Source organism: Cupriavidus sp. 10L45, assembly GCF_056395225.1.
This window is the reverse complement of record NZ_JBFTJC010000001.1, coordinates 431,563-454,706: the sequence shown is the minus strand read 5'-3', so window position 1 is coordinate 454,706 and position 23,144 is coordinate 431,563. Positions and strand designations below refer to the sequence as shown.

At 65.4% G+C, this 23,144-nt stretch carries 21 protein-coding genes; 11 read left to right on the top strand and 10 right to left on the bottom strand.

Translation table 11 applies throughout. The features are described 5' to 3' along the window. Positions 1-7 precede the first annotated feature (7 nt). The 9 genes from AC1DFU_RS02100 to AC1DFU_RS02060 form a co-directional block, all read right to left on the bottom strand. Positions 8-1,081, bottom strand: coding sequence for a T6SS immunity protein Tli4 family protein (locus AC1DFU_RS02100; RefSeq protein ID WP_441592521.1), 1,074 nt, complete (start codon positions 1,079-1,081; stop codon positions 8-10). Positions 1,082-1,091: 10 nt separating this feature from the next. Continuing rightward, positions 1,092-2,159 carry a T6SS immunity protein Tli4 family protein gene (locus tag AC1DFU_RS02095; protein WP_441592520.1) on the bottom strand — a complete coding sequence of 356 codons (1,068 nt, stop codon included), beginning with the start codon at positions 2,157-2,159 and terminating at the stop codon, positions 1,092-1,094. Then, positions 2,156-3,703 carry a lipase family alpha/beta hydrolase gene (locus AC1DFU_RS02090; RefSeq protein WP_211943371.1) on the bottom strand — a complete coding sequence of 516 codons (1,548 nt, stop codon included), beginning with the start codon at positions 3,701-3,703 and terminating at the stop codon, positions 2,156-2,158. Before AC1DFU_RS02090 ends, AC1DFU_RS02095 begins: the two co-directional genes overlap by 4 nt. 41 nt (positions 3,704-3,744) lie before the next feature. Next, positions 3,745-4,812: a T6SS immunity protein Tli4 family protein gene (locus tag AC1DFU_RS02085; RefSeq protein ID WP_441592519.1), complete on the bottom strand. Its 1,068-nt coding sequence runs from the start codon at positions 4,810-4,812 to the stop codon at positions 3,745-3,747. A gap of 177 nt (positions 4,813-4,989) precedes the next feature. After that, a complete protein-coding gene (locus AC1DFU_RS02080; RefSeq protein ID WP_441592518.1) occupies positions 4,990-6,057 on the bottom strand; it encodes a T6SS immunity protein Tli4 family protein in 1,068 nt (355 codons plus the stop codon). Next, entirely contained in the window at positions 6,054-7,640 is a 1,587-nt protein-coding gene (locus AC1DFU_RS02075) for an esterase/lipase family protein (RefSeq protein WP_441592517.1), read from the bottom strand. Before AC1DFU_RS02075 ends, AC1DFU_RS02080 begins: the two co-directional genes overlap by 4 nt. A gap of 10 nt (positions 7,641-7,650) precedes the next feature. After that, a complete protein-coding gene (locus AC1DFU_RS02070) occupies positions 7,651-10,146 on the bottom strand; it encodes a type VI secretion system Vgr family protein (RefSeq protein WP_477159664.1) in 2,496 nt (831 codons plus the stop codon). Positions 10,147-10,304: 158 nt separating this feature from the next. Beyond that, positions 10,305-11,048, bottom strand: a complete 744-nt coding sequence (locus tag AC1DFU_RS02065) for a CDP-diacylglycerol diphosphatase (protein ID WP_441592516.1) — start codon at positions 11,046-11,048, stop codon at positions 10,305-10,307. A gap of 106 nt (positions 11,049-11,154) precedes the next feature. Then, positions 11,155-11,832 carry a GntR family transcriptional regulator gene (locus AC1DFU_RS02060; protein WP_441592515.1) on the bottom strand — a complete coding sequence of 226 codons (678 nt, stop codon included), beginning with the start codon at positions 11,830-11,832 and terminating at the stop codon, positions 11,155-11,157. 80 nt (positions 11,833-11,912) lie between these two features. Between AC1DFU_RS02060 and AC1DFU_RS02055 the strand changes: the two genes are divergently transcribed. From AC1DFU_RS02055 to AC1DFU_RS02040, 4 genes are all read left to right on the top strand, one after another. Continuing rightward, positions 11,913-12,674: an enoyl-CoA hydratase/isomerase family protein gene (locus tag AC1DFU_RS02055; RefSeq protein WP_092295151.1), complete on the top strand. Its 762-nt coding sequence runs from the start codon at positions 11,913-11,915 to the stop codon at positions 12,672-12,674. Positions 12,675-12,704: 30 nt separating this feature from the next. After that, the gene (locus AC1DFU_RS02050) at positions 12,705-13,700 is read left to right on the top strand and encodes a tripartite tricarboxylate transporter substrate binding protein (RefSeq protein ID WP_092295153.1); all 996 of its coding nucleotides are present in this window, start codon (positions 12,705-12,707) and stop codon (positions 13,698-13,700) included. Positions 13,701-13,717: 17 nt separating this feature from the next. Then, positions 13,718-14,908, top strand: a complete 1,191-nt coding sequence (locus AC1DFU_RS02045) for a CaiB/BaiF CoA transferase family protein (protein WP_441592514.1) — start codon at positions 13,718-13,720, stop codon at positions 14,906-14,908. Positions 14,909-15,061: 153 nt separating this feature from the next. Further along, positions 15,062-15,445 (top strand): hypothetical protein, encoded by a 384-nt coding sequence (locus AC1DFU_RS02040; protein ID WP_092295157.1) that lies wholly within the window; start codon positions 15,062-15,064, stop codon positions 15,443-15,445. 59 nt (positions 15,446-15,504) lie between these two features. On the opposite strand, the gene AC1DFU_RS02035 is transcribed toward AC1DFU_RS02040, so the two are convergent. After that, a complete protein-coding gene (locus tag AC1DFU_RS02035) occupies positions 15,505-16,569 on the bottom strand; it encodes a VWA domain-containing protein (RefSeq protein WP_092295159.1) in 1,065 nt (354 codons plus the stop codon). A 76-nt stretch (positions 16,570-16,645) separates the two neighbouring features. On the opposite strand from AC1DFU_RS02035, the gene AC1DFU_RS02030 reads away from it, so the two are divergent. The 7 genes from AC1DFU_RS02030 to AC1DFU_RS02000 all read left to right on the top strand — a co-directional run bounded on the left by AC1DFU_RS02030 (position 16,646) and on the right by AC1DFU_RS02000 (position 23,074). Then, the gene (locus AC1DFU_RS02030) at positions 16,646-17,593 is read left to right on the top strand and encodes a S1C family serine protease (RefSeq protein ID WP_441592513.1); all 948 of its coding nucleotides are present in this window, start codon (positions 16,646-16,648) and stop codon (positions 17,591-17,593) included. Between the two features lie 12 nt (positions 17,594-17,605). Then, on the top strand, positions 17,606-18,619 hold the full coding sequence (locus AC1DFU_RS02025) for an AAA family ATPase (protein WP_092295163.1): 1,014 nt from the start codon (positions 17,606-17,608) through the stop codon (positions 18,617-18,619). Continuing rightward, complete coding sequence (locus tag AC1DFU_RS02020; RefSeq protein WP_441592512.1) at positions 18,597-19,619, top strand: DUF58 domain-containing protein; 1,023 nt, start codon at positions 18,597-18,599, stop codon at positions 19,617-19,619. Before AC1DFU_RS02025 ends, AC1DFU_RS02020 begins: the two co-directional genes overlap by 23 nt. Then, complete coding sequence (locus tag AC1DFU_RS02015; protein ID WP_092295167.1) at positions 19,616-20,674, top strand: VWA domain-containing protein; 1,059 nt, start codon at positions 19,616-19,618, stop codon at positions 20,672-20,674. Before AC1DFU_RS02020 ends, AC1DFU_RS02015 begins: the two co-directional genes overlap by 4 nt. A gap of 43 nt (positions 20,675-20,717) precedes the next feature. After that, positions 20,718-21,245 carry a GbsR/MarR family transcriptional regulator gene (locus tag AC1DFU_RS02010; RefSeq protein WP_441592511.1) on the top strand — a complete coding sequence of 176 codons (528 nt, stop codon included), beginning with the start codon at positions 20,718-20,720 and terminating at the stop codon, positions 21,243-21,245. Positions 21,246-21,317: 72 nt separating this feature from the next. Then, positions 21,318-22,634 carry an SDR family oxidoreductase gene (locus tag AC1DFU_RS02005; RefSeq protein ID WP_441592510.1) on the top strand — a complete coding sequence of 439 codons (1,317 nt, stop codon included), beginning with the start codon at positions 21,318-21,320 and terminating at the stop codon, positions 22,632-22,634. Beyond that, positions 22,607-23,074, top strand: coding sequence for a DUF2269 family protein (locus AC1DFU_RS02000; RefSeq protein ID WP_441592572.1), 468 nt, complete (start codon positions 22,607-22,609; stop codon positions 23,072-23,074). The genes AC1DFU_RS02005 and AC1DFU_RS02000 overlap by 28 nt, the downstream gene beginning before the upstream one ends. Positions 23,075-23,144: the final 70 nt, after the last annotated feature.

The window sequence follows — 23,144 nt, the reverse complement described above, 5'->3', positions numbered from 1 at the left end:
TCCACCGTCAGAAGGCATTCGGTCGGGGCCGCAGGGTTCGGGAGATGGCGTCCCAGACCGCGAGGGCCTCGGCGTCCGTCAGCGATGCACGTTCGAGCGGACGATAGTCCGGAAGCGGATTCGCTGTATCCATTTCGAGCCGCACGAAAGGCGTCAGTACATCGTCCGCGAGCGCGTTCCCCTCCAGCGCAAAGAGGTGCCCGTGCACTTCCGTGGTGGGTCTTGGGCCTTCCAACAGCCATTCTTCTGCGTCGACGCCGGTCAATGCGACCTTCCCTTTACGCACCGTTCGCCCGCCCTTGATCTGCGACAACGCCTGCTCGATCTGACGATGCCTCTGCAGAAGCGAGTCCCTTTCAACGACACTTGAGTCCGTCAGAATGGTGAAACCGAGATCCTCATGGCTTGCAAGACGGAACCTCGACTTTGTGCGTTCCTCCTCGCGCGCCTTGCCGCGGATGTATCCGCGAGGGAGACATAATCCAGGCTCCGTTGGAATCTCGTCATCGGCCCGGCCCCGGAAATTCGTGAGCAGTTCAAAGACATGATTGGCCTTTGTCGGCACACTGTTCTTGACATCCATACGCTGCACGATCGGGTCATCCGCCTGATCGGGGCTGCTGAAATCTGACGCCTCCAGCGTGACCTTGACGCGAACCCCATTCTCCCAACGATAGCCTTCCAGAATCCGGTTTGCGATGTGGCTGCGTTCCGAACCCCGGTGCATGAAGTAGCGGGAGTGCTCATCCCACGCGGGCACGTTGAGATAGAGAAAAGGATGCGCATCCATGCTCTTCACCGCCTTGAGTTCGGCTTCGCGCGCGGAGATCTCCTCGTTGAATGCATCGAGGGGCATGATCTTCGTCTCGAGCCGTGCGCTTTCCACAGTGGCGGACCCTTTGACCGTCACGCCGGCGGGCAAATCGATAAGATGGCGTCCCACACAACGCGGGATTAGGTTGGTAGTCAGGGCATTCACTGTCTGTTGTTCCTGAGCCGTCAATGAAGGGGATTTCGCACAAGCCGGCAGCACAAGCGCTACGCCCGCGAGCGCGCTGATCACCACATATCGTTTCATCATCGCGGCACGCTCAGAAGGCATTCGGCCGGGGCCGCAGGGTTCGGGAGATGGCGTCCCAGACCGCGAGGGCCTCGGCGTCGGTCAGCGATGCACGTTCGAGCTTTTCATCGCTTGGGAGTGGGTTCGCTGTCTCCATATTGAGTCGTACGAACGGTGCCAGAACATCATCTGAGCCTGCGTTTCCTTCGAGCGTAAAGACGTGCCCGTGCACTTCCGTAACCGGCCTTGGCCCCATCATCAGCGATTCCTCGGCGTCCACATCGCGCAAGACGACCTTTCCTCTTCGGATCGTTCGTCCGCCATCAGTCTTTGACAACGCCTCCTCGATCTGCCGATGCCGCTGCAGCAGCGTATCCCTTTCAACGAGACGCGAATCCGTCCGAATGGTGAATAGAACGTCCTGATGGTTTGCCAGCCGGAACCTCGACTTTGACCGTTCCTCGCCGCGCGCCTTGCCGCGGATGAAGCCACGAGGAAAACACAACCCCGGCTCCGCTGGGATCTCGTCCTCGGCGCGAGCGCGAAAATTCGTGAGCAGTTCAAAGACATGGTTGGCCTTTGGCCGGACGTCGTTCTTGACTTCCATACGCTGCACGATCGGGTCATCCGCCTGATCGGGGCTGGTAAAATCGGACGCCTCCAGCAGCACCTTGACACGGACCCCATTCTCCCAACGATAGCCCTCCAGAATCCGGTTTGCGATGTGGCTGCGTTCCGAACCCCGGTGCATAAAATAGCGGGAGTGCTCATCCCACGCGGGCAGATTGAGATAGAGAAATGGATGCGCATCCATGCTCTTCACCGCCTTGAGTTCCGCTTCCCGCGCGGAGATTTCCTTGTTGAATGCATCAAGGGACATGATCTTCGTCTCGATTCGTGCGTCTTCCACGGTGGCGGAGCCTGTGACCGAAGTTCCTGCGGGCAGGTCGATGAGATGGCGTCCCACACAACGCGGGATTAGGTTGGTAGTCAGGGCATTCACCGTCTGTTGTTCCTGAGGCGTCAATGGAGGGGTCTTCCCACAAGCCGGTAGCGCAAGCGAAAAGATCACGATAAGTAGCGATGAGAAGCGTTTCATTTGCGATAGGCCATTGAAGTTTGTTTCACGGCATCCGTGATCTTGACGATCGACCATACGGTGAATAGCTGGAGTGGCAAGACCTTGTACGCGGCTTCGTGCTCGATCCCTCGGTAAGCCAGGCAGACCTTTGCTTTCTCCCGTGGCGCTGCGCCGGACCGGCGCGGGACGGTGCCGTCGCCATCTTCGTCCGCGCCGTTCAGGTCGAAGGCGACGCGCAATGGGTTTCCGGCACTGCGCGTGAGGATCGAGATGCTTCCCACGCCTGTGTCACCCGTAACCGTTCCCTCGGCAAGGTCGTCAATGGCGCGCGGCCCGAAGCGCGGCGCAGCATGCCGCCGCCGCCATGTGACCTCTCCCCAGGTCTTGTGTGCGGTATCGTCGCCGTAGAACGCATACGTATTCGGGTGATATCGGTTCGCGATGGCACGATGGAATGGGCGGACTAGCTTCTGAACGGTTTGCACGTACCGTTGCCAGTCCTTGTCGACGGTCTTTTTGTACTTATCAAGCGGATTGATCAGATTTTCATCGCATAGCGCCCACCACTTGCCCCGCACGGTGTAGATCTCGTTATAGGGATCGGATCGTGGAAGCGAGACCATGCGGTTGCCATCACGGATCTTCAACCAATGCGTGCCGTACTCGGGCGTCGGCAGCAATTGCAGGGGTCCGGGAGCCTGAGCGAAAACCGCCGTCACTTCTGCAGCCTTCCTACCGATAACGGTGCCCGCCGAGCCTTCTGTACCGGCTTTCACGCGCTTGTAGGCGACCGCCGCACCGGTAGCCGGCATGACCCCATTCACTACCCCAAGGATGACTTCGTTGCCGCCCATCGATTCAGTGAAGTAGCGCCCGACAAGCCCCCCCATCGAATGCGTGACGAGGATGGCGCGGTCGCACATGAATCCCTTGCTCCGGTAGAAGGCCATGAAGGCATTGACTCTGGCCCCCAGGCGCTTTGCCGAATCTTCGTTGGACTGCAGCCAGTTGTACCCCACGGCATGGACGGGATAGCGGTATTTGTAGGACAACGCGGCTTCCTCACGCGTGAGCGCTGCCACGCCGATCTCGCGCGCCTTCACTTCATCCAGCAACGTCGAACGTATGCCGGTCTGCCATTGATGCGTATCGTTGAGCGCCTCCTCAAGCCAAGCGAGGAACTCCCCGTAGCTCATATATGCGACTTCGCCCCAGCCTCTCCGCTGCATTTCCTCTGTGGAAAGCGTGCTTCCAGTCGGAAGCTTCCCTTTTCCATACACGATCGTCTCATTTGGATCTAGAATCGTCTTTCGTTCTTCCGCACTCTCATCCATCCAACCAATCACGGTAAGCACGCTATCCAGAAGCCAAACTGGATTGTCTTGCTCATCCTTATCAGCCAAATTCGACCCCATCACCCCCGGCACGAACACCACCGGGATGACCCGCCGCGAGACCAGGTAGCAAATCGCCTCGGTCTTTCCCTTCGACATGACGGATCGATACCGCACGGAGCCGTCTTCCTGAATCTCGGGCGGGATAATGCGTTGCGTGACTTCCATGACATCACCGTTGTTGTTTGACGTTGACCATCGCCGGCTTCTCAGAGAGCACCGGGTCTGGGCCGCAGGGTGCGGGACACGGCGTCCCATAGGGCCAGCGCCTGCGCCTCCGTCAGCGAGGCCTTCTTCAACGGCTCTTCCAGACCCGTGGGGCCGCCGTTGCTCAGCTTGACGGCGACGAACGGTGTCTCCGGGCTGCCGGTCGTGGCGTTGCTCTCCAGCCGGAACGCCTGCCCCTGGACGTTCGTCACGATCATCGGCCCCGCAACAACCATCTCCTCGCCCCGGCCACCCGGCAGCTCCACCGTGCCCCTGCGTAACGTCTTCCCGTCATCGAGCACGCGTTGCGCAGCGGCAATCGGGCCGCCCCGCCACAGCAAGGAGGTCTTCTCCTGAAGGCTGGAATGGGTGAATACGTTGAAGTAGACGTCGGGATATGCCGGCAAATTGAAATCGACGTCGACCTGCTCGTCATCCTTCGACTTGCCCAGGAGAATCCCGCCGGGAACGCAGAGGCCGGGCTCCGTGGGAATGGCGCCGTCTGGCCGGCCGCGGAAGCTGGTGAGCATTTCGAACACCTGTGTGGCGGCGCGAGGCACGTCGTTCTTGACCGCCATCTGCCGTACAAGCGGATCCTTGGTCTGATCTGGCTTTGTGTAGTCCGAGGATCGAAGTTGGATACTGATGAAGACACCGTTCTCCCAGCGATACCCTTCCAGCACCCGGTTTCCCGGATCGTCCCCGATCGAGCCACGATGCAGGAAGTAGCGTGAATGTTCATCCCACGCCGGCGCGTTCACGTACAGGAAGGGATGCGCATCGATGCTTCGCGTCTTGGTGAGTTCGGCCTCCCGAGCCGCCATCGCTTTCCGGAACTCCTCCAACGACATGGCCATGGTCTCAACGATGGCACCTTGCATCTTCACCATGCCGCCCAATTCGACTTGCGCAGGCATATCGATGAGATAGCGCCCCACGCATTGCGGGACGAGCCGGGTAGTCAGTGCCTGGATGGCTTGTTGTTCTTGCTCGGTCATTTTCGGAGGGAAATCACAGCCGGCAAGCGTCAGGCACAGGCCGGCGGTAAAGAGTCTGCGGGTTAGCTTCATTTGCCGTAGGCCATCGAGGTGAGCTTGACGGCATCGGTGATCTTCACGATCGACCAAAGCGTAAAGAGTTAGATGGGTAGCGCCTTGTAGGCACCGCACGGAGCCGTCTTCCTGAATCTCGGGCGGGATAATGCGTTGCGTGACTTCCATAGCATCAGGTTGGCAATCGCCAGCTTTTCAGAGAGCACCCGGCCTGGGCCGCAGGGTCCGGGACACGGCGTCCCATAGGGCCAGCGCCTGCGCCTCCGTCAGCGAGGCCTTCTTCAACGGTTCTTCCAGGCCCGTGGGGCCGCCGTTGCTCAGCTTGACGGCGACGAACGGTGTCTCCGGGCTGCCGGTCGTGGCGTTGCTCTCCAGCCGGAACGCCTGCCCCTGGACGTTCGTCACGATCATCGGCCCCGCAATAACCATCTCCTCGCCCCGGCCACCGGGCAGATCCACCGTGCCCCTGCGTAACGTCTTCCCGTCATCGAGCACGCGTTGCGCAGCGGCAATCGGGCCGCCCCGCCACAGCAAGGAGGTCTTCTCCTGAAGGCTGGAATGGGTGAATACGTTGAAGTAGACGTCGGGATAGGCCGGCAAATTGAAATCGACGTCGACCTGCTCGTCATCCTTCGACTTGCCCAGGAGAATCCCGCCGGGAACGCAGAGGCCGGGCTCTGTGGGTATCGCGCCATCCGGCCGGCCGCGGAAGCTGGTGAGCATTTCGAACACCTGTGTGGCGGCGCGAGGCACGTCGTTCTTGGTCTCCATTTTCCGCACGAGCGGATCCTTGGTCTGATCGGGCTTTGTGAAGTCCCAGGATTGAAGCTCGATCCTGATCAGCACACCGTTCTCCCACCGGTAGCCTTCCAGTATTCGATGTCCCGGATCGTTGCCGATCGAGCCACGATGCAGGAAGTAGCGTGAATGTTCATCCCACGCCGGCGCGTTCACGTGCAGGAAGGGATGCGCATCGATGCTTCGCGTCTTGGTGAGTTCGGCCTCCCGGGCTGCCACCTCTTTCTGGAATTGGTCCAGCGACATGGCTACCGTCTCGACGAGGGCACCTTGCATCTTCACCATGCCGCCCAATTCGACTTGCGCCGGCATATCGATGAGGTAGCGCCCCACGCATTGCGGGACGAGTTGGGTGGTCAGTGCCTGGATGGCTTGTTGTTCTTGCGCGGTCATTTTCGGAGGGAAATCGCAGCCGGCAAGCGTCAGGCACAGGCCGGCGGTAAAGAATCTGCGGGTCAGGTTCATTTGCCGTACGCCATCGAGGTGAGCTTGACGGCATCGGTGATCTTCACGATCGACCAAAGCGTAAAGAGTTGGATGGGCAGCGCCTTGTAGGCACCTTCGTGATCGATGCCACGATAGGCCAGGCAGACCTTTGTCCTGCCTTTTGGCGCGGCACCCGAGCGGTGCGGGACTGTGCCGTCACCGCTGTCCGCTGCGGCTTGAAGCTGGAACACGGTCCGGACGGTGTTGTCACCGCGCCGGGTGTGAACGGCGATTTCGCCGGTGCCCTTGTTCGCCACCACCTTGCCATCCAATGGGTCATCGACAGGCAGGCCTCTTGCCGGCCCGAGGCCTGCCTGATGGCGTCGCTGCCATGTCACCTCGCCCCAGCTCTTGTGATTTGGATCGTCACCGAAGAAGGCATACGAATTTGGATGGTAGCGGCCGGCGATCTCCTGATGAAACGGTTTGACGACGGCCTTGACTCGGAACTCGTATAGCTTCCAATCGCGATCGAGGGTGACCTTCTTCTTGTCCGCCGGATTGATCAACTTGTCGTCGCATAGACACCACCACTTTCCGCGGTTGGTATAGATCTCGTCGTACGGATCCGATTCCGGCAAGCCAATCACCTTGTCCCCATCCCGAAACTTCAGCCAACGCATGCCGTACTCCGGCGTTGGCAGCAGTTGCAGCGGGCCCGGTGACTGTGCGAAGACCGCAGTCATTTCCTCCGCATCGCAGCCCAGTGCCCAGCCAGCCGGTTTTTCCGTTCCCGCCTTGACGCGCTTGTAGGCGGCCGGCGCGCCGGTGGCGGGCATGACGCCATGCACAACGCCCAGCACCCGGTCGCGCCCGCCCAGCACTTCGGTGTAGCAGCGTGACACCAGCCCGCCCATGGAATGCGTGACGAGAATCACCCGGTCGCACATGAATCCCTGCTTCCGGTAATAGGCCGTGAATGCCTCGACGCGCGCCTTCAGGTGCTCCGCCGATGCGCGGTTCGACTGCAGCCAGTTGTAGCCCACGGCATGCACCGGGTATCGGTATTTGTAGGACAGCGCCACCTCCGCACGCGTCAGCGGCTGTACGCCCACGCGTTGCACGGTGTTGGGCTCCATCAGTTGCGAGCGCACGCCCGTCAGGAAGTCGTGGGTGTCGTTGAGGGCGTTCTCCAGCCAGGCCAGAAACCCGCCGTAGCTGATGTGGGCGATCTCTCCCCAACCACGGCGCCTCATCTCGTCTTCCGTCAGCGACGTCCCGGTAGGGAGCTTTCCGCCGCCATAGACGGAAGTCGTTAGCGGGTCCAGCATGATCTTGCGGAACTCGGCGCCTACGGGAATCCAGGTCGCCGCGTCGGCCATGCTGTCGAGCAGCCATACAGGCTCCTTCGTCAGTTCAATCTCGCCGTTGAACCGCCGTCTGGGTCGTAATCCAAGCAGATTCGACCCCATCACCCCCGGCACGAAGACCACCGGAATCATCCGGCGCGACACCAGATAGCAGACCGCGACGCTGTCGTCCGGCGGCGTCATGACGGAGCGGTAGCGAACCGTGCCGTCCGGCTGGATTTCGGGTGGGATGATGCGTTCTCTTGCTGCCACAGGTATGTCCTCAGGATTTCAATGCGCAAAGCAGGTCGACGCTCTCGGCGAAGAGGCTCTTCTGCAGCGACGTCTTGCCTTCCGCATCGGCCGCGCCACGAATGCGGCTGCCGTCGTCGCGGAGCACGGCATACGACTCATGGCTGGCGGGCTCGTCGTCGAACGGCCAGCGGACCGTGAACGCTTCATCGAACTCCGTGTGCTTCCACGTATTCATCGCCTGAGAAAGCGACTGCTTTGTCGTCTGCTGATAGGACGCCGATCGGATGATCCGGTCGCCGCGCGTGCCGTCCTCGATGCCCGTGAGCGACAGCCGCAGGAATGAACCGCCGCACTTCAGCAGCAGTTCCTTTTCGGCCTCGATGACCACCCTGCCGTTGGCGCTGCTGATGGTCACGTTGCGGTCGGCCAGCAGACGCATGTCGTCGCTCTGCGCCTGGATGTCGATGGGTCCCCGCGCGGCGAACAGCTTGATGCCGAGCTTTTGCGCGAAGATCGACACCAGCTCGCCGGCGGCGACGGTGAAGCGCTTCAGCGCGCTGAAGTCCGCGTGGCCACCCGATGTGCCGATCAAGTTCTGGCTCGCGCTCAGTTGCAGGTCGCCGCCAGACGCCAGCGCCATGCCGGCCGGGGCGCTGGCCAGCAGGCCGGCCTGCTTGAGGGTGTCCAGCGTGTTGTCGAGCAGCGCCTTCTGGCGGCCGTAGTCTGCCGCCACCGCCTGTGCCGCCTGCGCGGCGGAGGCCAGCGCTTCGGCCTGACTGAGCGCCTGCTGGAGCAAACCCCGGGCCGCGTCCATGCCGAGCTGTGGGCCCTTGGCGCTGGGCTGGTCGTCCGCCGACAGGAACAGGCCCTTGCCGCCCCGGATGGCGCCCCACCCGGACGTGCGCAGCTCGAAGCCCTCGCCGCGCTTCTGCCGCTTGTCGTCGACGAGATAGCCAAGATTCAGCTGCGACTTGCGCGCAAAGTCGGTGGAGAGCTTGACGCCCTCCTGCCCCTCCCAGTCTTCGAAACGCAGCTTGTTATTGCTCTGGGTGCGGATCACGTTGCGAGACAGCCAGCGGTCCCGGTTGGTGATCAGGTCCTCGTGCTGGCTGTTGTGCTGCACGTGGGCGATGTATGGCTTGTTCGGATTGCCGTCGCGGAAGGCCACGTCCACATAGGTGCCATCGACGAGCGGGAAGTGGAAGCCGGTCTGCCTCGCCCCGGCGAACGGCTTGGCCAGCGCCAGCGGCACGCTTTCGCCGCCGTTCGGCCAGGTGTCGAAATCGAGGTCGAAGCGGACCGTGTAGTGCCCCTGCTGCGTCAGGTAGGCGTACTTGTACTGGCCCGGCGAGGTCACGCGGGCAGACAGCGTGCCCTGGATCCTCGGCCATCGGTCTTCGGCCAGCGGCAGCCGGAAGCGCCGGTCCGAAGGGATGGCCTTGAAGGTGTTGCGATAGGCGGCATCGCGCGCGCCGGTGTGGATGACCTCGGTGATGACCTGCCCGTTCGGCGCCTCCGCCAGCGCCAGATCCATGCGGAGGATGCGCGCCGGGCGCAGGTCCAGCACGTTGCTCTCGCCCGAGAACACCAACTGGCCGGCCATCGCCGCTTCATGGCGTAGCTGCGCCTCCCACTTGCCGCCCTCGAAGTCCAGATGATGGGTGCCGAAGACATAGGACTGCCCGTAGGTCGTCGCCTCCTTGCGCGCGACGTTGGCCTCGCCGGTGAAGCGCTCCCACGCGCTGCCCGGGTGGTAATCGGCCACGCGAAATGACGCCGCCACGGTCGTCGCATGAGATTGCAGCGCCAGCACCGCCTCCACGCCCGCCTCCAGCCCGGCGGTTTCGCGGTACGGCACGCGCAGTTCCGGCTGGTAGAGGTAATGGTCGATGTCATCCCCGACCACCAGCATCTCGCCGAACTTGCCGGGCGCGAAGTAGCTGTACAGCCCCTCCTGCTCCATCAGCAGCCGGATGTAGGCCCAGTCGGACATCTGGTACTGGAAGCGGAACGCGTGCTGCGGATACTTGCGGCGCAGCCGGAAGGCGAACTGATGGCCCTGCAGGTCGTGCCGGCGCAGGATGGCCTCGATGATCTGCGGCGCGGTCTGGTGCTGGTAGATGCGGCTGGCCTGCGTAAGCTTCAGCCGTGCGGCGAGCGGTTCGACCACGGCCTCGTAGCTGAACAGGTCGCGGGAGCGCTGGAGCCGGCTGAGCCGGGTGATGCAGCCGGCGAACTGGCGCGGCGCGGCCCCGTCGATGGGGTCGCCATGGTCAATGCGGAAGGTGGCGGCCTTGCCGAGATAGTCGGCACGCTCGAGTTCGAGCGGGTGCGTGAACTGCACCGTGACGACGTAGGTCTCGCCAAGCCGTTCTTCGGCAGTGAATGACACCACCGACAGCGCGGCGGCATTGGCGGCGCCGGGCACGTCGAGGTAGTAGACCTGCCTCCTCTTCAGCCGGGCGTCGCCGTCGTCCGCCCAGTATTCCTTCCGCTGCGCTATTGCTTCCACTTCCTTCCCCATCGACTCGGATTTGCGGCAGAACCGTACTCCGTTTCGATGGCGCCGGAAGCGCCCAAAGCGCGCTGTTTGCGCTACGTCATGTGTGACTAATTGCTTGAATTTCCTAGGCTTTCTCGGAATTACCTGAGGTCAGGCCGGCGCCTTCCCAGGCGCCCGATCTATCGGCCTAGCTTGCAGCCACGGTCCAGGAAATCGCTGGCATGGCCGTTGTTGGCCGGCGCGAGAGCGACCGGCTCATCCACGACGACAAAGCCGCCGCCCGCGTAAGCGAGAAAGATGCCGCGGTCCTGCGTGTCGCCGCTAGTACCCGCCGTTTCGCGATGCACCTCATCGAACGGATTGAAGGCCAGCACCGGCTGGTCCGCCGGCACGCGCTTCGCCCGGACGCGCTTCCCCGCGAACGTGAACTCCCCCCATGCCGGCGAAATGCCGCTCTGGTTCAGAAACTTCTGAGCGGCGCCGCTGATGCAATCCAGATGGATATGGAGCTGGTCCTGGCTGCGCGAGCCCCGGGAATTCACGGCGAGGCCGATCAGCGTATCGGTCAGGGGCTTGCCGACCGCCTTCGCCACGATCTGGCGTTCTTCCCACCCGAAGGCCCAGCCGTTGGCTCGCGTGCCCGTCCAGACGCGCGCGTCTTCCACACCGCTGACGGCATGATCGGGAATCACGAGGTAGTGCGAGGCGCCGACGTAGTCCTTGTAGAGCACGAGGCCCCGGTCGCGATCGACCACGGCGCAGTCGGCGTGGCGCGGCGCGCCGTCCGTGAGGCAGCGCGCCTGCACGTTGCGCCAGAGACCGTTGCGGGTGAAACCGCCGACGGCATTCGGCGGCCACACGATCTCCGCGCTGGCCACGGCCGAAACGCAGGCCGCAATGATCGCGACGAACAAACCTCGCATCGGAAAACTCCTGGGTATGGGTGAGATGCCTGGGGCGCGGGGCGCGCGCCTGACCCGGGAGAGTTACCAGAACTTGTGTGGCATTTCTACCATAGGGCCGGACTGGCTATCTGGATTGCACGCCGCCCTGGTCCACCGCCGCACTGGCCAGCAGCACGAGATCGGCGATGGCCTTGCCGCCTGCCGAGATATGCGTCCGCATGGCCTCGGCGGCGACGTCGGCATGGCCCGCCAGCACCGCCTCCACCACATGCCCGTGCTCGCGGTGGGAGCTGGGCACGCGGGCGTCGTTGATCAGCCCCTTCTTCTGCCAGTAGATCGCCAGCCGGCGGCGCAACTGCACGATCTGCTCGGACAGGAACGGATTGGCTGCCGCCTGGTACAGCACGTCGTGGAATTTGCGATTGGCCTCGATATAGCCGGCGGTATCCCCGCGCTCGACGTGCTCGGCTGCCGCTTCGTGCGCATTGGCCAGCACTTTCTTGCCGGCCGCCGTAATGCGCTGGGCTGCCAGCCGCGCCACCACGCCCTCCATCTCGGCCAGCGTCTCGAACATCGCCACCAGTTCGGCGGCGGTCGGCTGGTGCACGAACATGCCAGCGCGCGGCACGATGGTCACCAGCCCCTGAGCGGCCAGCATCAGCAGCGCCTCGCGCACCGGCGTGCGCGAGCTCTCGAACGCGTCGGCCAGCGCCTTCTCGTCGATCTGTGCCCCCGGGGGCAGCGCGCCGGTCTGAATGGCCGACACCACGTTTTCTCGAATGCGATCCTGGAGTGATTGCACGGGTATACCCTCTTTTGTTCCGGATAGAAAATATCTGTAGGCTTCGTGAATATATCAAGAAGACCGGGAGATATTTCGGAATGGATGATAACTCGCCTCTGCTCACTGTGGACGGCCCCATCGCCACCCTCGCGCTACGCCGCCCCGAGGTGGCAAACCGGCTCAATCCAGGTGATCTGCGCGCCATACGGCATCACATCGAGGCGGTCAACGAGATGGAGCGCGTGCTGGTGCTCCGCTTCGTCAGCGCCGGCAAGTATTTCTGCAGCGGCTACGACATCGGCTCGCTGGCCGGCAAGGCCGACGAAGGCGCGCTGAATTTCGGCGAAGTCATGGACGTCATCGAAGCCGCCCGCCCGGTCACCATCGCCGCCATCAACGGCGGCGTCTACGGCGGCGCCACCGATCTTTGCCTGGCGTGCGACTTCCGCATCGGCGTGCCCGGCTGCGACATGTTTATGCCGGCCGCCCGCCTGGGCCTGCATTTCTATCGCGGCGGCATGGCGCGCTACGTCTCGCGGCTCGGCCTGAACGCCGCCAAGCGCCTGTTTCTGACCACTGACCGGATCGACGCCGCCACCATGCTGGACATCGGCTTCCTCACCGAGATGGTCGAGCCGGAGGCGCTCCACGCGCGGGTGGACCAGTTGTCCACCCAGCTTGCCGGCATGGCGCCCATCGCCCTGCTCGGCATGAAGCAGCACCTCAACGCGCTGGCGCGCGGCACGCTCGATGCCGACGCGCTGGCGCGGGACATCCATCGCTCGGAGATCTCGGCAGATCTCCGGGAAGGCGCGGCGGCGTGGAAGGAAAAGCGCCAGCCGGTATTCAGCGGCAAGTAGCGATACAGCTACCCGGAGGAGACACACACCATGAAAAAGACCCCCGTATCCACGCAGTCACTGGCCGCCCTGGCCACGTTGGCCCTCGTCGCCACCGCGCTGCCTGCACAGGCTTCGCCGCAGACGGCGTACCCGACCAAACCCATCCGCCTCGTCATCGGCTTTCCCGCCGGCGGCGGCGCGGACAACACGGCACGGCTGTATGGCGATGCGCTGAGCCGCGAACTGGGCCAGCCCGTCATCGTTGACAACCGGCCCGGCGCGGGCACCACCATCGCCGCCGAGTTCGTCGCCAAGGCGCCGGCGGACGGCTACACGCTCTACATCGCCACGGCCAGCCTGATGGGCGGCGACAAGGTGCTCTACAAGAACATCAAGTACGAGCCGTCCGATTTCATCCCCATCACCCGGCTGGTGGCGGCGCCGATGATCCTGGCCGTCAACAAGGACATCGGCATCCGCAATGTGGCCGACCTCGTGGCGCAGGCCAAGGCGCACCCGGGCTCGCTGAACTATTCGTCCTCCGGCAACGGCGTCATCACCCATCTGGCCGGCGTCTACTTCACCAAGCTGGCCGGCGTGAAGATGACACACGTGCCGTATAAGGGCGGCGCGCCGTCCGCGCAGGCCGTGGCCGCCGGCGACGTGCAGCTCACCTTCGGCACGGCGCCGTCCGTCAAGCCGATGATCGACACCGGCAAGATCGTGCCGATTGCCGTGACGTCCGCCCAGCGCTCGCCGGCCAACCCCCAGTTGCCGACCATTGCCGAAGGCGGCGTGAAGGGCTACGACCTGTCCGCGTGGTACGGCCTGTTCGCGCCCGCCAAGACGCCGCCCGAGATCATCGACAAGCTCTACGCGGCCACCGCCAAGGTCATGGCCAACCCCGAACTGAAGAAGAAGTTCCTGATGCAGGGCGACGAAGTGGCGGTCTCCGCCTCGGTGGCCGAATTCCAGGAATACGCGGCGCGCGAAGGCCGAATCGGCGTGGACCTGGCGGTCTCCAGCGGCGCGAAGATCGATTGAATGACATGGAGCATGCAATGACAAACCCGGCCAATCCCACCCCCACGCCTCCGGCGGGCCAGAGCCTGCTGCCGCTGGCGGGCCTCACGGTGGTGGATCTCACGCGGGTGCTGTCCGGCCCCTACTGCACGATGATGCTGGCCGACCTCGGCGCGCGCGTCATCAAGATCGAGCACCCCAACGGCGGCGACGACTCGCGCCAGGTCGGCCCGTTCGTGGATGGCGAGTCGGCCTACTTCGCCTCCATCAACCGGAACAAGGAATCGATCGCGCTGGATCTAAAGCAGGCCGACGACCGCAAGGTGCTCGAAAAGATGCTGGAGTCGGCCGACGTGCTGATCGAGAACTTCCGCGCCGGCGTGATGGAGAAGCTCGGCTACACCTGGGCGACGCTGCACGCGCGCTACCCGCGCCTGGTATTCGCGTCGATTTCCGGCTTCGGGCAGACCGGCCCCTACCGGAACCGCCCCGCCTACGACATGGTGGTGCAGGCCATGGGCGGCCTGATGAGCGTGACTGGCGAGGCCGGCGGCAACCCGGCGCGCGTGGGCGTATCGATTGGCGATATCGGCGCGGGGCTGTACGCCACCATCGGCATCCAGTCCGCGCTGCTCAAGCGCGCGGCCACGGGGCTGGGCGAACGCGTGGACATCTCGATGCTCGACTGCCAGGTGGCGCTGCTGGAGAACCCGATCGCACGCTACTCGGCCACGGGCGGCGTGCCGAAGCCGCTGGGCACACGGCATCCGTCGATCACCCCGTTCGACATGTTCGCCACGCGCGACGGCTTCATCGTCATCGCCGTGGGCAACGATGCGCTGTTCACCACACTTTGCGCGGCGCTGGGGCGCGAGGAATGGGCGCGCGACCCGCGCTTTGCCACGGTGCCGGCCCGCAACGAGCACCACGCCATCCTGAAAGAGGCGCTCGAAGCCCGGCTGGCCGATGCCACCACCGCGGAGTGGGAAGCTGCGCTGGAAGCCGCCGGGGTGCCGCATGGTCCACTCAACGGCGTGCCGGAGCTGGTCGAGAACGCGCACGTGGCGGCGCGCGGCATGCTGCTGGACATCGGCATCGGCGATGGCAAGGCGCTGCGCGTGGCCGGCAACCCGATCAAGATCGGCACGGCGGACGCACTCTCTGGCGTGCGCAACCCGCCGGCGCTCGACCAGGACCGCGCCCGGCTGCTGGCCGAGTTCCGGGTGTAGGCCCCGCTAATCAGGGTTCGCGCGCGTAACTAACCGGCCTTGCCGTGACGGGCAAGGCTCGTAAATGACAGTTGCACAATCAAACAGAATGTCAGGTGCCTCGACGCTACAGTGGTCACTCCCATGCCTGTAGGCGTTTTAGGAGGTACACGAATGAAGCAACATCTGGCGAAATCCCTGTTGATGGCTGGTGCAATGATCGCGTCTTATCCGCTGCTGGCGCAGCAGACGCTGCCGGCCCAGCCGATGCAACCGGCGCAACAGGGTCAACCGCCGATGCAGTCGGCCGCGCCGTCCCCGGTGGGCGTGCAGCAAGGCGTGCCGCCTGCTGCACCCGACACCTATGCGCAAGGCTCCGGCCAGTCGGTCCAGTACGGCGTGCCGCCGTCGGCTGGCGCGCCCATCGCGGCAACCGTCGCCCCCGCCCCCACCATGAGTCCGGCGATGGACCCGAGCGCGGCAGCGAACACCACCTTGCCGCCCGACGCACTAGGCTCGCGGCTCGGCCAGCGCAGCAGTTTCCTCGACGGGGCCTGATCCAGCCCGTTCAGCCCGGCACGCCGAGGCACCGCGCTGGTGCCCCGGCGTGCCAGCGCTCACCGCCGGAACCACAGCATCGACAAGGCGCAGGCCGCCACCAGCAACACCACCGACGCCGCCGCCAGCAGCGCGCTCACCTCGGTTTCCTTGCGCTCCATCGCAAAGCGGGCACTGAGCTGGCGATAAACCTGACTCAGGTCGGCCGCCGACCCGGCCTGGAAGTACTCCCCACCCGTCATCGTCGCCACCGCGCGCAGCGCCGGTTCATCGAGCTGCATGAAGTAAGACAGGTTCGATTCCCCCGCCGCGCCGCCCTGCGTCGACCCAAATCCCACGGTATAGACACGCACCCCGCGCTGGGCCGCCATGCGCGCGGCTTCCGCCGGGTCCGGGCCGGTGGTGCGGCGCCCATCACTCAGCAGGATCACCGCGCCGTGCCGGTACGAGCCCGGCTGCACCGCCTCCCGCTCCTGATCGCGCTTGCGCGCGGCATCCGCCGACGCGGCCTCGTCCAGCGAGCGGGGGCCGCGCCCGGGGCGGGCCGACATGCCATTGAACAGGATGTCCTCGAGATCGATGCCATCGTCGGGAAACAGCACCGCCAGCGCCTGGATCAGCCCGCTGCCGGTGGCCGTGCCACGCTGGAGCTGGAAGCGCTCGATGGCGTCGAGCATGTCCTGCCGGTTGTTGGTGGGCGGCAGCACCACCGTGGCAGTCGTGGCGAAGGACACGATGCCCAGGCGCACGCTGGCCGGCAGGCCGATGATGAGGTCCCGCGCCGCCTGCTGCGCGGCGCTGATGCGTGTGGGCGCCACGTCGGTGGCTTCCATGCTGCGCGAGGTGTCCATGGCAAGCACCAGCGTGACGGTGTCCGATGGCAGGGTGATGGTGGCGCTGGGGCGCGCGCAGGCCAGTAGCGCCAGGGCCAGCGCCACGAAGTACAGCAGGGGTGGAATATGGCGCCGCAGGCGTTGGCGCGTGCCAAGCGCGGCGCGGGGCAGCGTCAGGCTGGCATAAAGCAGCGCGGTCTTCTTACGCCGTGCCAGCAGATAGAGATAGGCCGCGGCCAGCAGCGGGAGCGCCAGCAGCAACCAGAGCATTTGCGGCCAGAGAAACTGCATGCCCTGCTCCTTGGCGCGTGAGTGAGAACGATGGTACTGTATTTTCCAACGGCGGGACGGGACCTCGGGAGCAGCAATGAAACGGGTGACGATCTACGGATGGCTCTCGGCGGCAGTCGCGCTCGTTTTCTCCTTGGGTGTGGGCTCCGCCTGGCTGATGCAGCCCGCCCCGGCGCGCGCACCCACGCAGGCAGACATCGACTCGGCCGTGCTCCATACGCTGCAAACCAAGAGCCTGCCGTCGCGCACGGCGCGCGCCGCAGAGGCGGTGCGCGAGTCGGTGGTGGAAGTCCGCAGCTACGCGCCGGGGGAAGACAAGGCGCAACCGGCACCGGCGGCGCCCAACAGCAAGCCGGCGCCATCCGCCAAAGCCGCCAAACCTTCCCCGAAATCCTCGCCAAAATCCTCCGCACCTTCCCCCGCGCCGGCCCCCGCCCCGCCGCGTGACGAAATCGCCACGGAAGGCATGCCCGACCACAAGACCGAAGAGCGCCAGATCGGCACCGGCGTGGTCGTGACCGAAAGTGGCATCGTCATCACCAATCACCACGTCATTGCCGATGCCAGCCGCGTGGAAATCCGCTTCCACGACGGGCATGTCGCCGAGGCATCCATCCTCCAGGCGATTCCGGAAAAGGACATCGCCATCCTGCAGGCCAAATCCATCCCCGACGACCTGCCGGCGGCCACGCTCGGCTCCAGCCGGGAGCTGGCGCCCGGCGCCGAAGTCGTGGCGGTGGGCTTTCCGTTCGGCATCGGCCCGTCCGTCTCCGCCGGCGTGGTGTCCGGGCTGGACCGCCAGTTCATCTCGCCGGACAACAAGCAGAAGCTGGACAAGCTGATCCAGTTCGACGCCGCCGCCAACCCGGGCAACTCGGGCGGGCCGCTGGTCAACATGAACGGCGAGGTGGTGGGCATCGTCACGGCCATCCTCAACCCCAACAAGGACGGCACTTTCCTCGGTATTGGCTTTGCCATCACCATCGAAAGTGCCGGCGCATCCATCGGATCTTCCCCCTTCTAGACGCGGAGGCCTATGAACGACGAAGCCCGTAGCGCTGCGGACAGCGCCAACCTGATGGAACGCCTGCTGTACGAGGTGAAGCGCGTGGTGGTGGGGCAGGACCACTTCCTGGAGCGGGTACTGGTGGCCGTGCTGGCTGGGGGGCACCTGCTGGTGGAAGGCGTGCCGGGCCTGGCCAAGACGCTGACCGTCAACACGCTCGCCCGCACCATGAGCGGCACGTTCAAGCGTATCCAGTTCACGCCGGACCTGCTGCCGGCGGACCTGGTCGGCACGCGCATGTACAACCAGGGCAGCGGCGAGTTCTCCACCGTGCGCGGGCCGGTGTTCGCCAACCTGCTGCTGGCCGATGAAATCAATCGCGCCCCAGCCAAGGTGCAGAGCGCGCTGCTGGAAGTGATGCAGGAGAAGCAGGTCACCATCGCCGGGGAGACGCATCGCGTGCCGGCGCCCTTCCTCGTCATGGCCACCCAGAACCCGATCGAGACCGAGGGCACCTACCCGCTGCCCGAGGCGCAGGTCGACCGCTTCATGATGAAGGTGCTGGTGGGCTACCCGAGCGAGGAGGAGGAGGTCGTCATCGTCAATCGCGTGACCGGCCCGCGCATCCATGTCGGGGCGATTGCCACGCCGGAGCATCTGGTCGAATTGCAGGAAGCCTGCCGCAAGGTCTATGTCGACCCGGAACTGATCCAGTACGCGGTGCGCGTGGTGGCGGCCACCCGCAAGCCCGGCAACTACGATCTCGCCGACATGGATCGCTACGTGTCCTTCGGCGCCAGCCCCCGCGCCACCATCGGCCTGATCGAAGGCGCCCGCGCGCTGGCCTTCCTGCGCGGCCGGCACTATGCCGTGCCCGAGGACGTGGTGGATCTGGTGCCCGATGTCCTGCGCCACCGGCTGGCGCTCTCCTATGAAGCCATGTCCGATGGCGTGACGGCGGACCAGTTGATCGCACGCATCCTCAAGGCCCTGCCGGTGCCGGAGCGGCCGCTGGAAACCCATGCTCGGGCGGCTGTTCGGTAGGCGCCGGGCCGGCGCGGACGGCATTGCCGCCGCCGCCCCGCTCCCGCCGGCCCCCCCGCCTGCGGAGGCGCCGCTGGGCGGCCCGCGCGTCAGCCAGACCGAGGCGCTGGTCCGCCGCCTGGAATGGACCGTGGTGCGCCGGCTGGACGGCATGCTCCAGGGCGACTACCGCACCCTGTTCCGCGGCTTCGGGCTGGATCTTGCCGATCTGCGCGAATACCGGCCCGGCGACGATGTGCGCCACATCGACTGGAACGTGACCGCGCGGCTGCAGACGCCGCATGTGCGCGAGTTCCAGGAAGACCGCGAGGTGGCAGTCTGGTTCCTGCTGGACCTGAGCGGCTCGATCGACTTCGGCTCGGGCAGCGTGCGCAAGCGCGACCTGCTGAACGATTTCACCACCGTGCTGGCGCTGCTGCTGACGCGCTATGGCAACCGGGTAGGCGCGGTGTTCTACGGCGGCGCGGGCGAGATCGCCACCTCGGTGATCCCGGCGCGCGCGGGGCGCCGCCAGTTGCTGCACCTGCTCGACCGCATGCAGGCCACGCCCGCCGCTTCGCCGGGCGACACCCGGCTGCGCGACCTGCTCGAACGCGCGCGGTCCGTGGCGAAACGCCGCTCCGTGATGTTCGTGGTCTCTGACTTCATCAGCGCGCCGGGCTGGCAGGCCTCGCTCGCCATGCTGGCCCGGCGCCACGAAATCGTCGCCGTGCGGCTGGTCGATCCGCTGGAAGTGGCCCTGCCTGATCTTGGGCTGGTGGTGCTGCAGGATGCCGAAACCGGCGAGCAGATGTTCGTCGACACCCATGACCCGGCCTTCCGGAAGCGCTTTGCGGCCGCCGCGGAGGCGCGCGAGGCGGAGTTGCGGCAGGGCTTCGCGCGGGCCGGCGTGGAGTGCCTGACCCTGTCGACCTACGCCCGGCTCGATCTGGCGCTGCTGCACTTCGCCCGGCAGCGACGCCATCGGCAAGGGGCCGCGAGCGGCGCGGGGGCATCATGATCGATGCGATGAGCCGCCTGCCCCTCTTCAGTTTCCTGTGGCCGGAAATGCTGTGGCTGCTCGGCTTCGTGCTGGTGCTGGGGGCCGGCTATGTCTGGCTCGATGCGCGCCGGCGCCGCGCAGCGGTGCACTATCCCGCGCTGCGCAGCGTCGGCCTGACCACCACGGGCGGCGCCGGCTGGCGCCGGCACGTGTCGCCCGGGCTGGCGCTGCTGGCCCTGAGCGCGTTGATCTTCGCCATCGCCCGCCCGCAGGCCGTGCTGATGCTGCCGTCCCGCATCGATACCGTCATGCTGGTGATGGACCTGTCCGGCAGCATGCGTGCGCAGGACGTGAAGCCGAGCCGCATTCGCGCCGCCCAGCAGGCCGCCAAGGTGCTGCTGGACGCCCAGCCCTCGGGGGTCAAGGTGGGCGTGGTGGCGATGGCCGCCACGGCCGCCGTGGCGCACGCGCCCAGCCGCAACCGGGAAGACGTGGCCAGCGCCATCGACCGCCTGAAACCGCAGGGCGGCACGGCTCTCGGCAACGGCCTGCTGATCGCGCTCACCACGCTGCTCCCGCAGGCCACCCCCGACGCCGCGCTCCTCATGGACGACGACATCCCCCCGCAGAAGACTGCCGATGCGCTGGGTAGCGACGACGACAAGCGACCCGGCTCCTACGCCTCGGGCGCCATCGTCCTGTTCTCCGACGGCGAAAGCAACGCCGGCCCGGCGGTGGTCCAGGCCGCCCAACTCGCCGCCGCCCACGGCGTCCGCATCTACACGGTAGGCGTGGGCACGACGGACGGCGTGGTGCTCTCGGTGGACGGCTGGTCGGCCCGGGTCAAGCTCGACGAAAAGGTCCTGAAACAGGTGGCCGACGTGACCGGCGCCGAATACTTCCGCCTGGAAGATGCCAGCCAGCTCAAGAAGGTCTACCGCGCCCTCAGCGCCAAGCTGGCGTTCGACAAACGCAACCAGGTGGAAATCACCGCCTTCTTCGCCGCGCTGGGCGCCCTGCTGGCCGGCTGCGCCGGGTTGCTGTCGCTGTGGTGGTTTGGGAGGGTGTTGTGATTTCTCTCTTGACAGAAATTACTGAAGCAATGGAATGCGATCCATGGAATTGAAACCGATCGCAGAACGCTTCGTGCTCCACTGGGGTGAAATGGGCTCGCGCTGGGGCGTCAACCGCACCGTGGCGCAGATCCACGCCCTGCTGTACCTGGCCGCCCGTCCGATGGACGCCGAGGAAATTACCGACACCCTGGGCGTGGCCCGCTCCAATGTCAGCAACAGCCTCAAGGAACTCCAGTCCTGGCATCTGGTGAAGGTGGTGCACCTAAAAGGCGAGCGCCGCGACTTCTTCGAGACGTCGAGCGACGTCTGGGAGCTGTTCAAGCTGATCGTGGCAGGCCGGCGCCAGCGCGAGATCGACCCCACCGCTGTGGCCCTGCGCGAATGCCTGGACAATCCCGCCCTCGAGGACGAGGACGCTGGCACCCGCGAGCGGATTGCCGAAACCCTGAAGTTCATCGAGACCATGAGCACGCTGGCCGATGAAATGCTGCGACTGAAACCGGAGACGCTGATGAAGACGCTGGGCCTGACCGCCAAGATCAGCAACGCCGTGCGAAGACGATCCTGAAGCCACCACGACGAACGGGCGACTGCCCGTTTCTTTTTCACGCAGTATTTCTGTCTTTACTGAAAAAACAGTATGAACGAGATCACGAACCACTTCCCCACCCGCAGGAGGGTGCTGGTCTGCGGCGCATCGGGCTTCATCGGCGCGGCAATCTGTAGGCGGCTGGAGCAGGCAGGCCATGAGGTGGTGCGGGGGGTCCGCACCCCACGATCAGACCGCGACATCGCCATCGATTTCAGCAAGGACACCACCGTCGAGGCCTGGCTGCCCCGGTTGGCGGGCATCGACGTGGTCGTGAACGCGGTCGGCATCATCGTCGAAAGCGCCCAAGCCCGGTTCGACGACCTGCACCACCGGGCGCCGGCAGCCCTGTTCCAGGCCTGCGCCCAGGCTGGCGTCCGCCGCGTGGTCCAGATCTCGGCGCTCGGCGCCGAGCAGGGCGACACGCCCTACTTCCACTCCAAGCATGCCGCCGACGAGGCGCTGCGGGCGCTGCCGGTGGAAGCCGTCGCATGGCAGATCCTGTATCCCTCGCTGGTCTACGGCGACGAAGGCACGTCGGCCGCCATGTTCCGCACACTGGCGGCGCTGCCGGTGGTGCCGATTCCCGCCCTGCCAGACGCGCGGTTCCGGCCGATCCACATCGACGACCTCGTCGCCATCGTGGAAGTGGCGATCGACCCGGCCACCCCGCCCGGCCAGACGCTTGCCTGCGTCGGCGGCAGCGAGGTCTCCTACCAAGGCATGCTCGACCACTACCGACGCGGCATGGGATTGCCGTCAGCGCACTGGCTGACGGCGCCCGCGCCGCTGATGGCGATGGCTGCGGCGCTCGGGCGATTTGTCCCCGGCGCTGCGCTCACGCCGGACAACTGGCGCATGCTGCAGGCCGGATGTACCGACGACGACGCGGCCATTACGGCGTGGCTTGGTCACCCGCCCCGGCGCGTGGACCAGTTCATCGCCCCGGCCCAGGCGGAATCCCTGCGCCATCGCGCTATCGCCACCTGGCGGCTGCCGCTGTTGCGCGCGGTCATGGCCATTGTCTGGATGGCCACGGCCTTCATCACGCTGTTCGTCTATCCGATGGAAGACAGCCTGGCGCTGCTGGGCGCCACCGGCATTCACGGCATGCCGGCGACGGTCGCCCTGTATGGCGCTGCCGGGCTCGACCTGGCCATGGGTGTGGCCTGCCTGCTGTATCCGCGCCGCGCGTTATGGGTCGCCCAGGCAGCGCTGATCCTCGGCTACTCGGCAGTCATCGCCGTGGCGATGCCGGAGTTCCTCGCCCATCCGTTCGGGCCGGTGCTCAAGAACCTGCCGATCCTCGCCATTCTGCTGATCCTCTACATGGAGCCGGAATCATGGAATACCTCGCCATCAAGGTGATTCACGTCATCTCGTCGGTGTTGCTGGTCGGCACCGGATTCGGGACGGCGTTCTACCTGTTCTTTGCCAACCGCTCGGGGTCCGTGGAGGCCATCGCGGTGGTATCCCGGCTCGTCGTCCGGGCGGACTGGTGGTTCACCACGCCGGCGGTCATCATCCAGCCGCTGACCGGTGCGTACATGCTCCATGTGGCCGGGTTTCCGCTTACGTCCACGTGGATCCTGGCTTCCGGCGCGCTGTACCTGTTCGCAGGCGCCTGCTGGCTGCCCGTGGTCTGGTACCAGATCCGCATGTGCCGGATGGCCATCGCCGCGCATGACAACGGCACGGCCCTGCCCGATCTCTACTGGCACTACGCGCGCCGCTGGGAGTTGCTCGGCTATCCGGCCTTCACCGCGATGGTGGTCGTGTTCGCGCTGATGGTGATGAAGCCAATGTAAGGGGAAGGCTGGCCGCGCCTGTGCAGCCCCCGCACAAATCCTGTGCGGCGCATGGCGTTGTAGTGCAGCG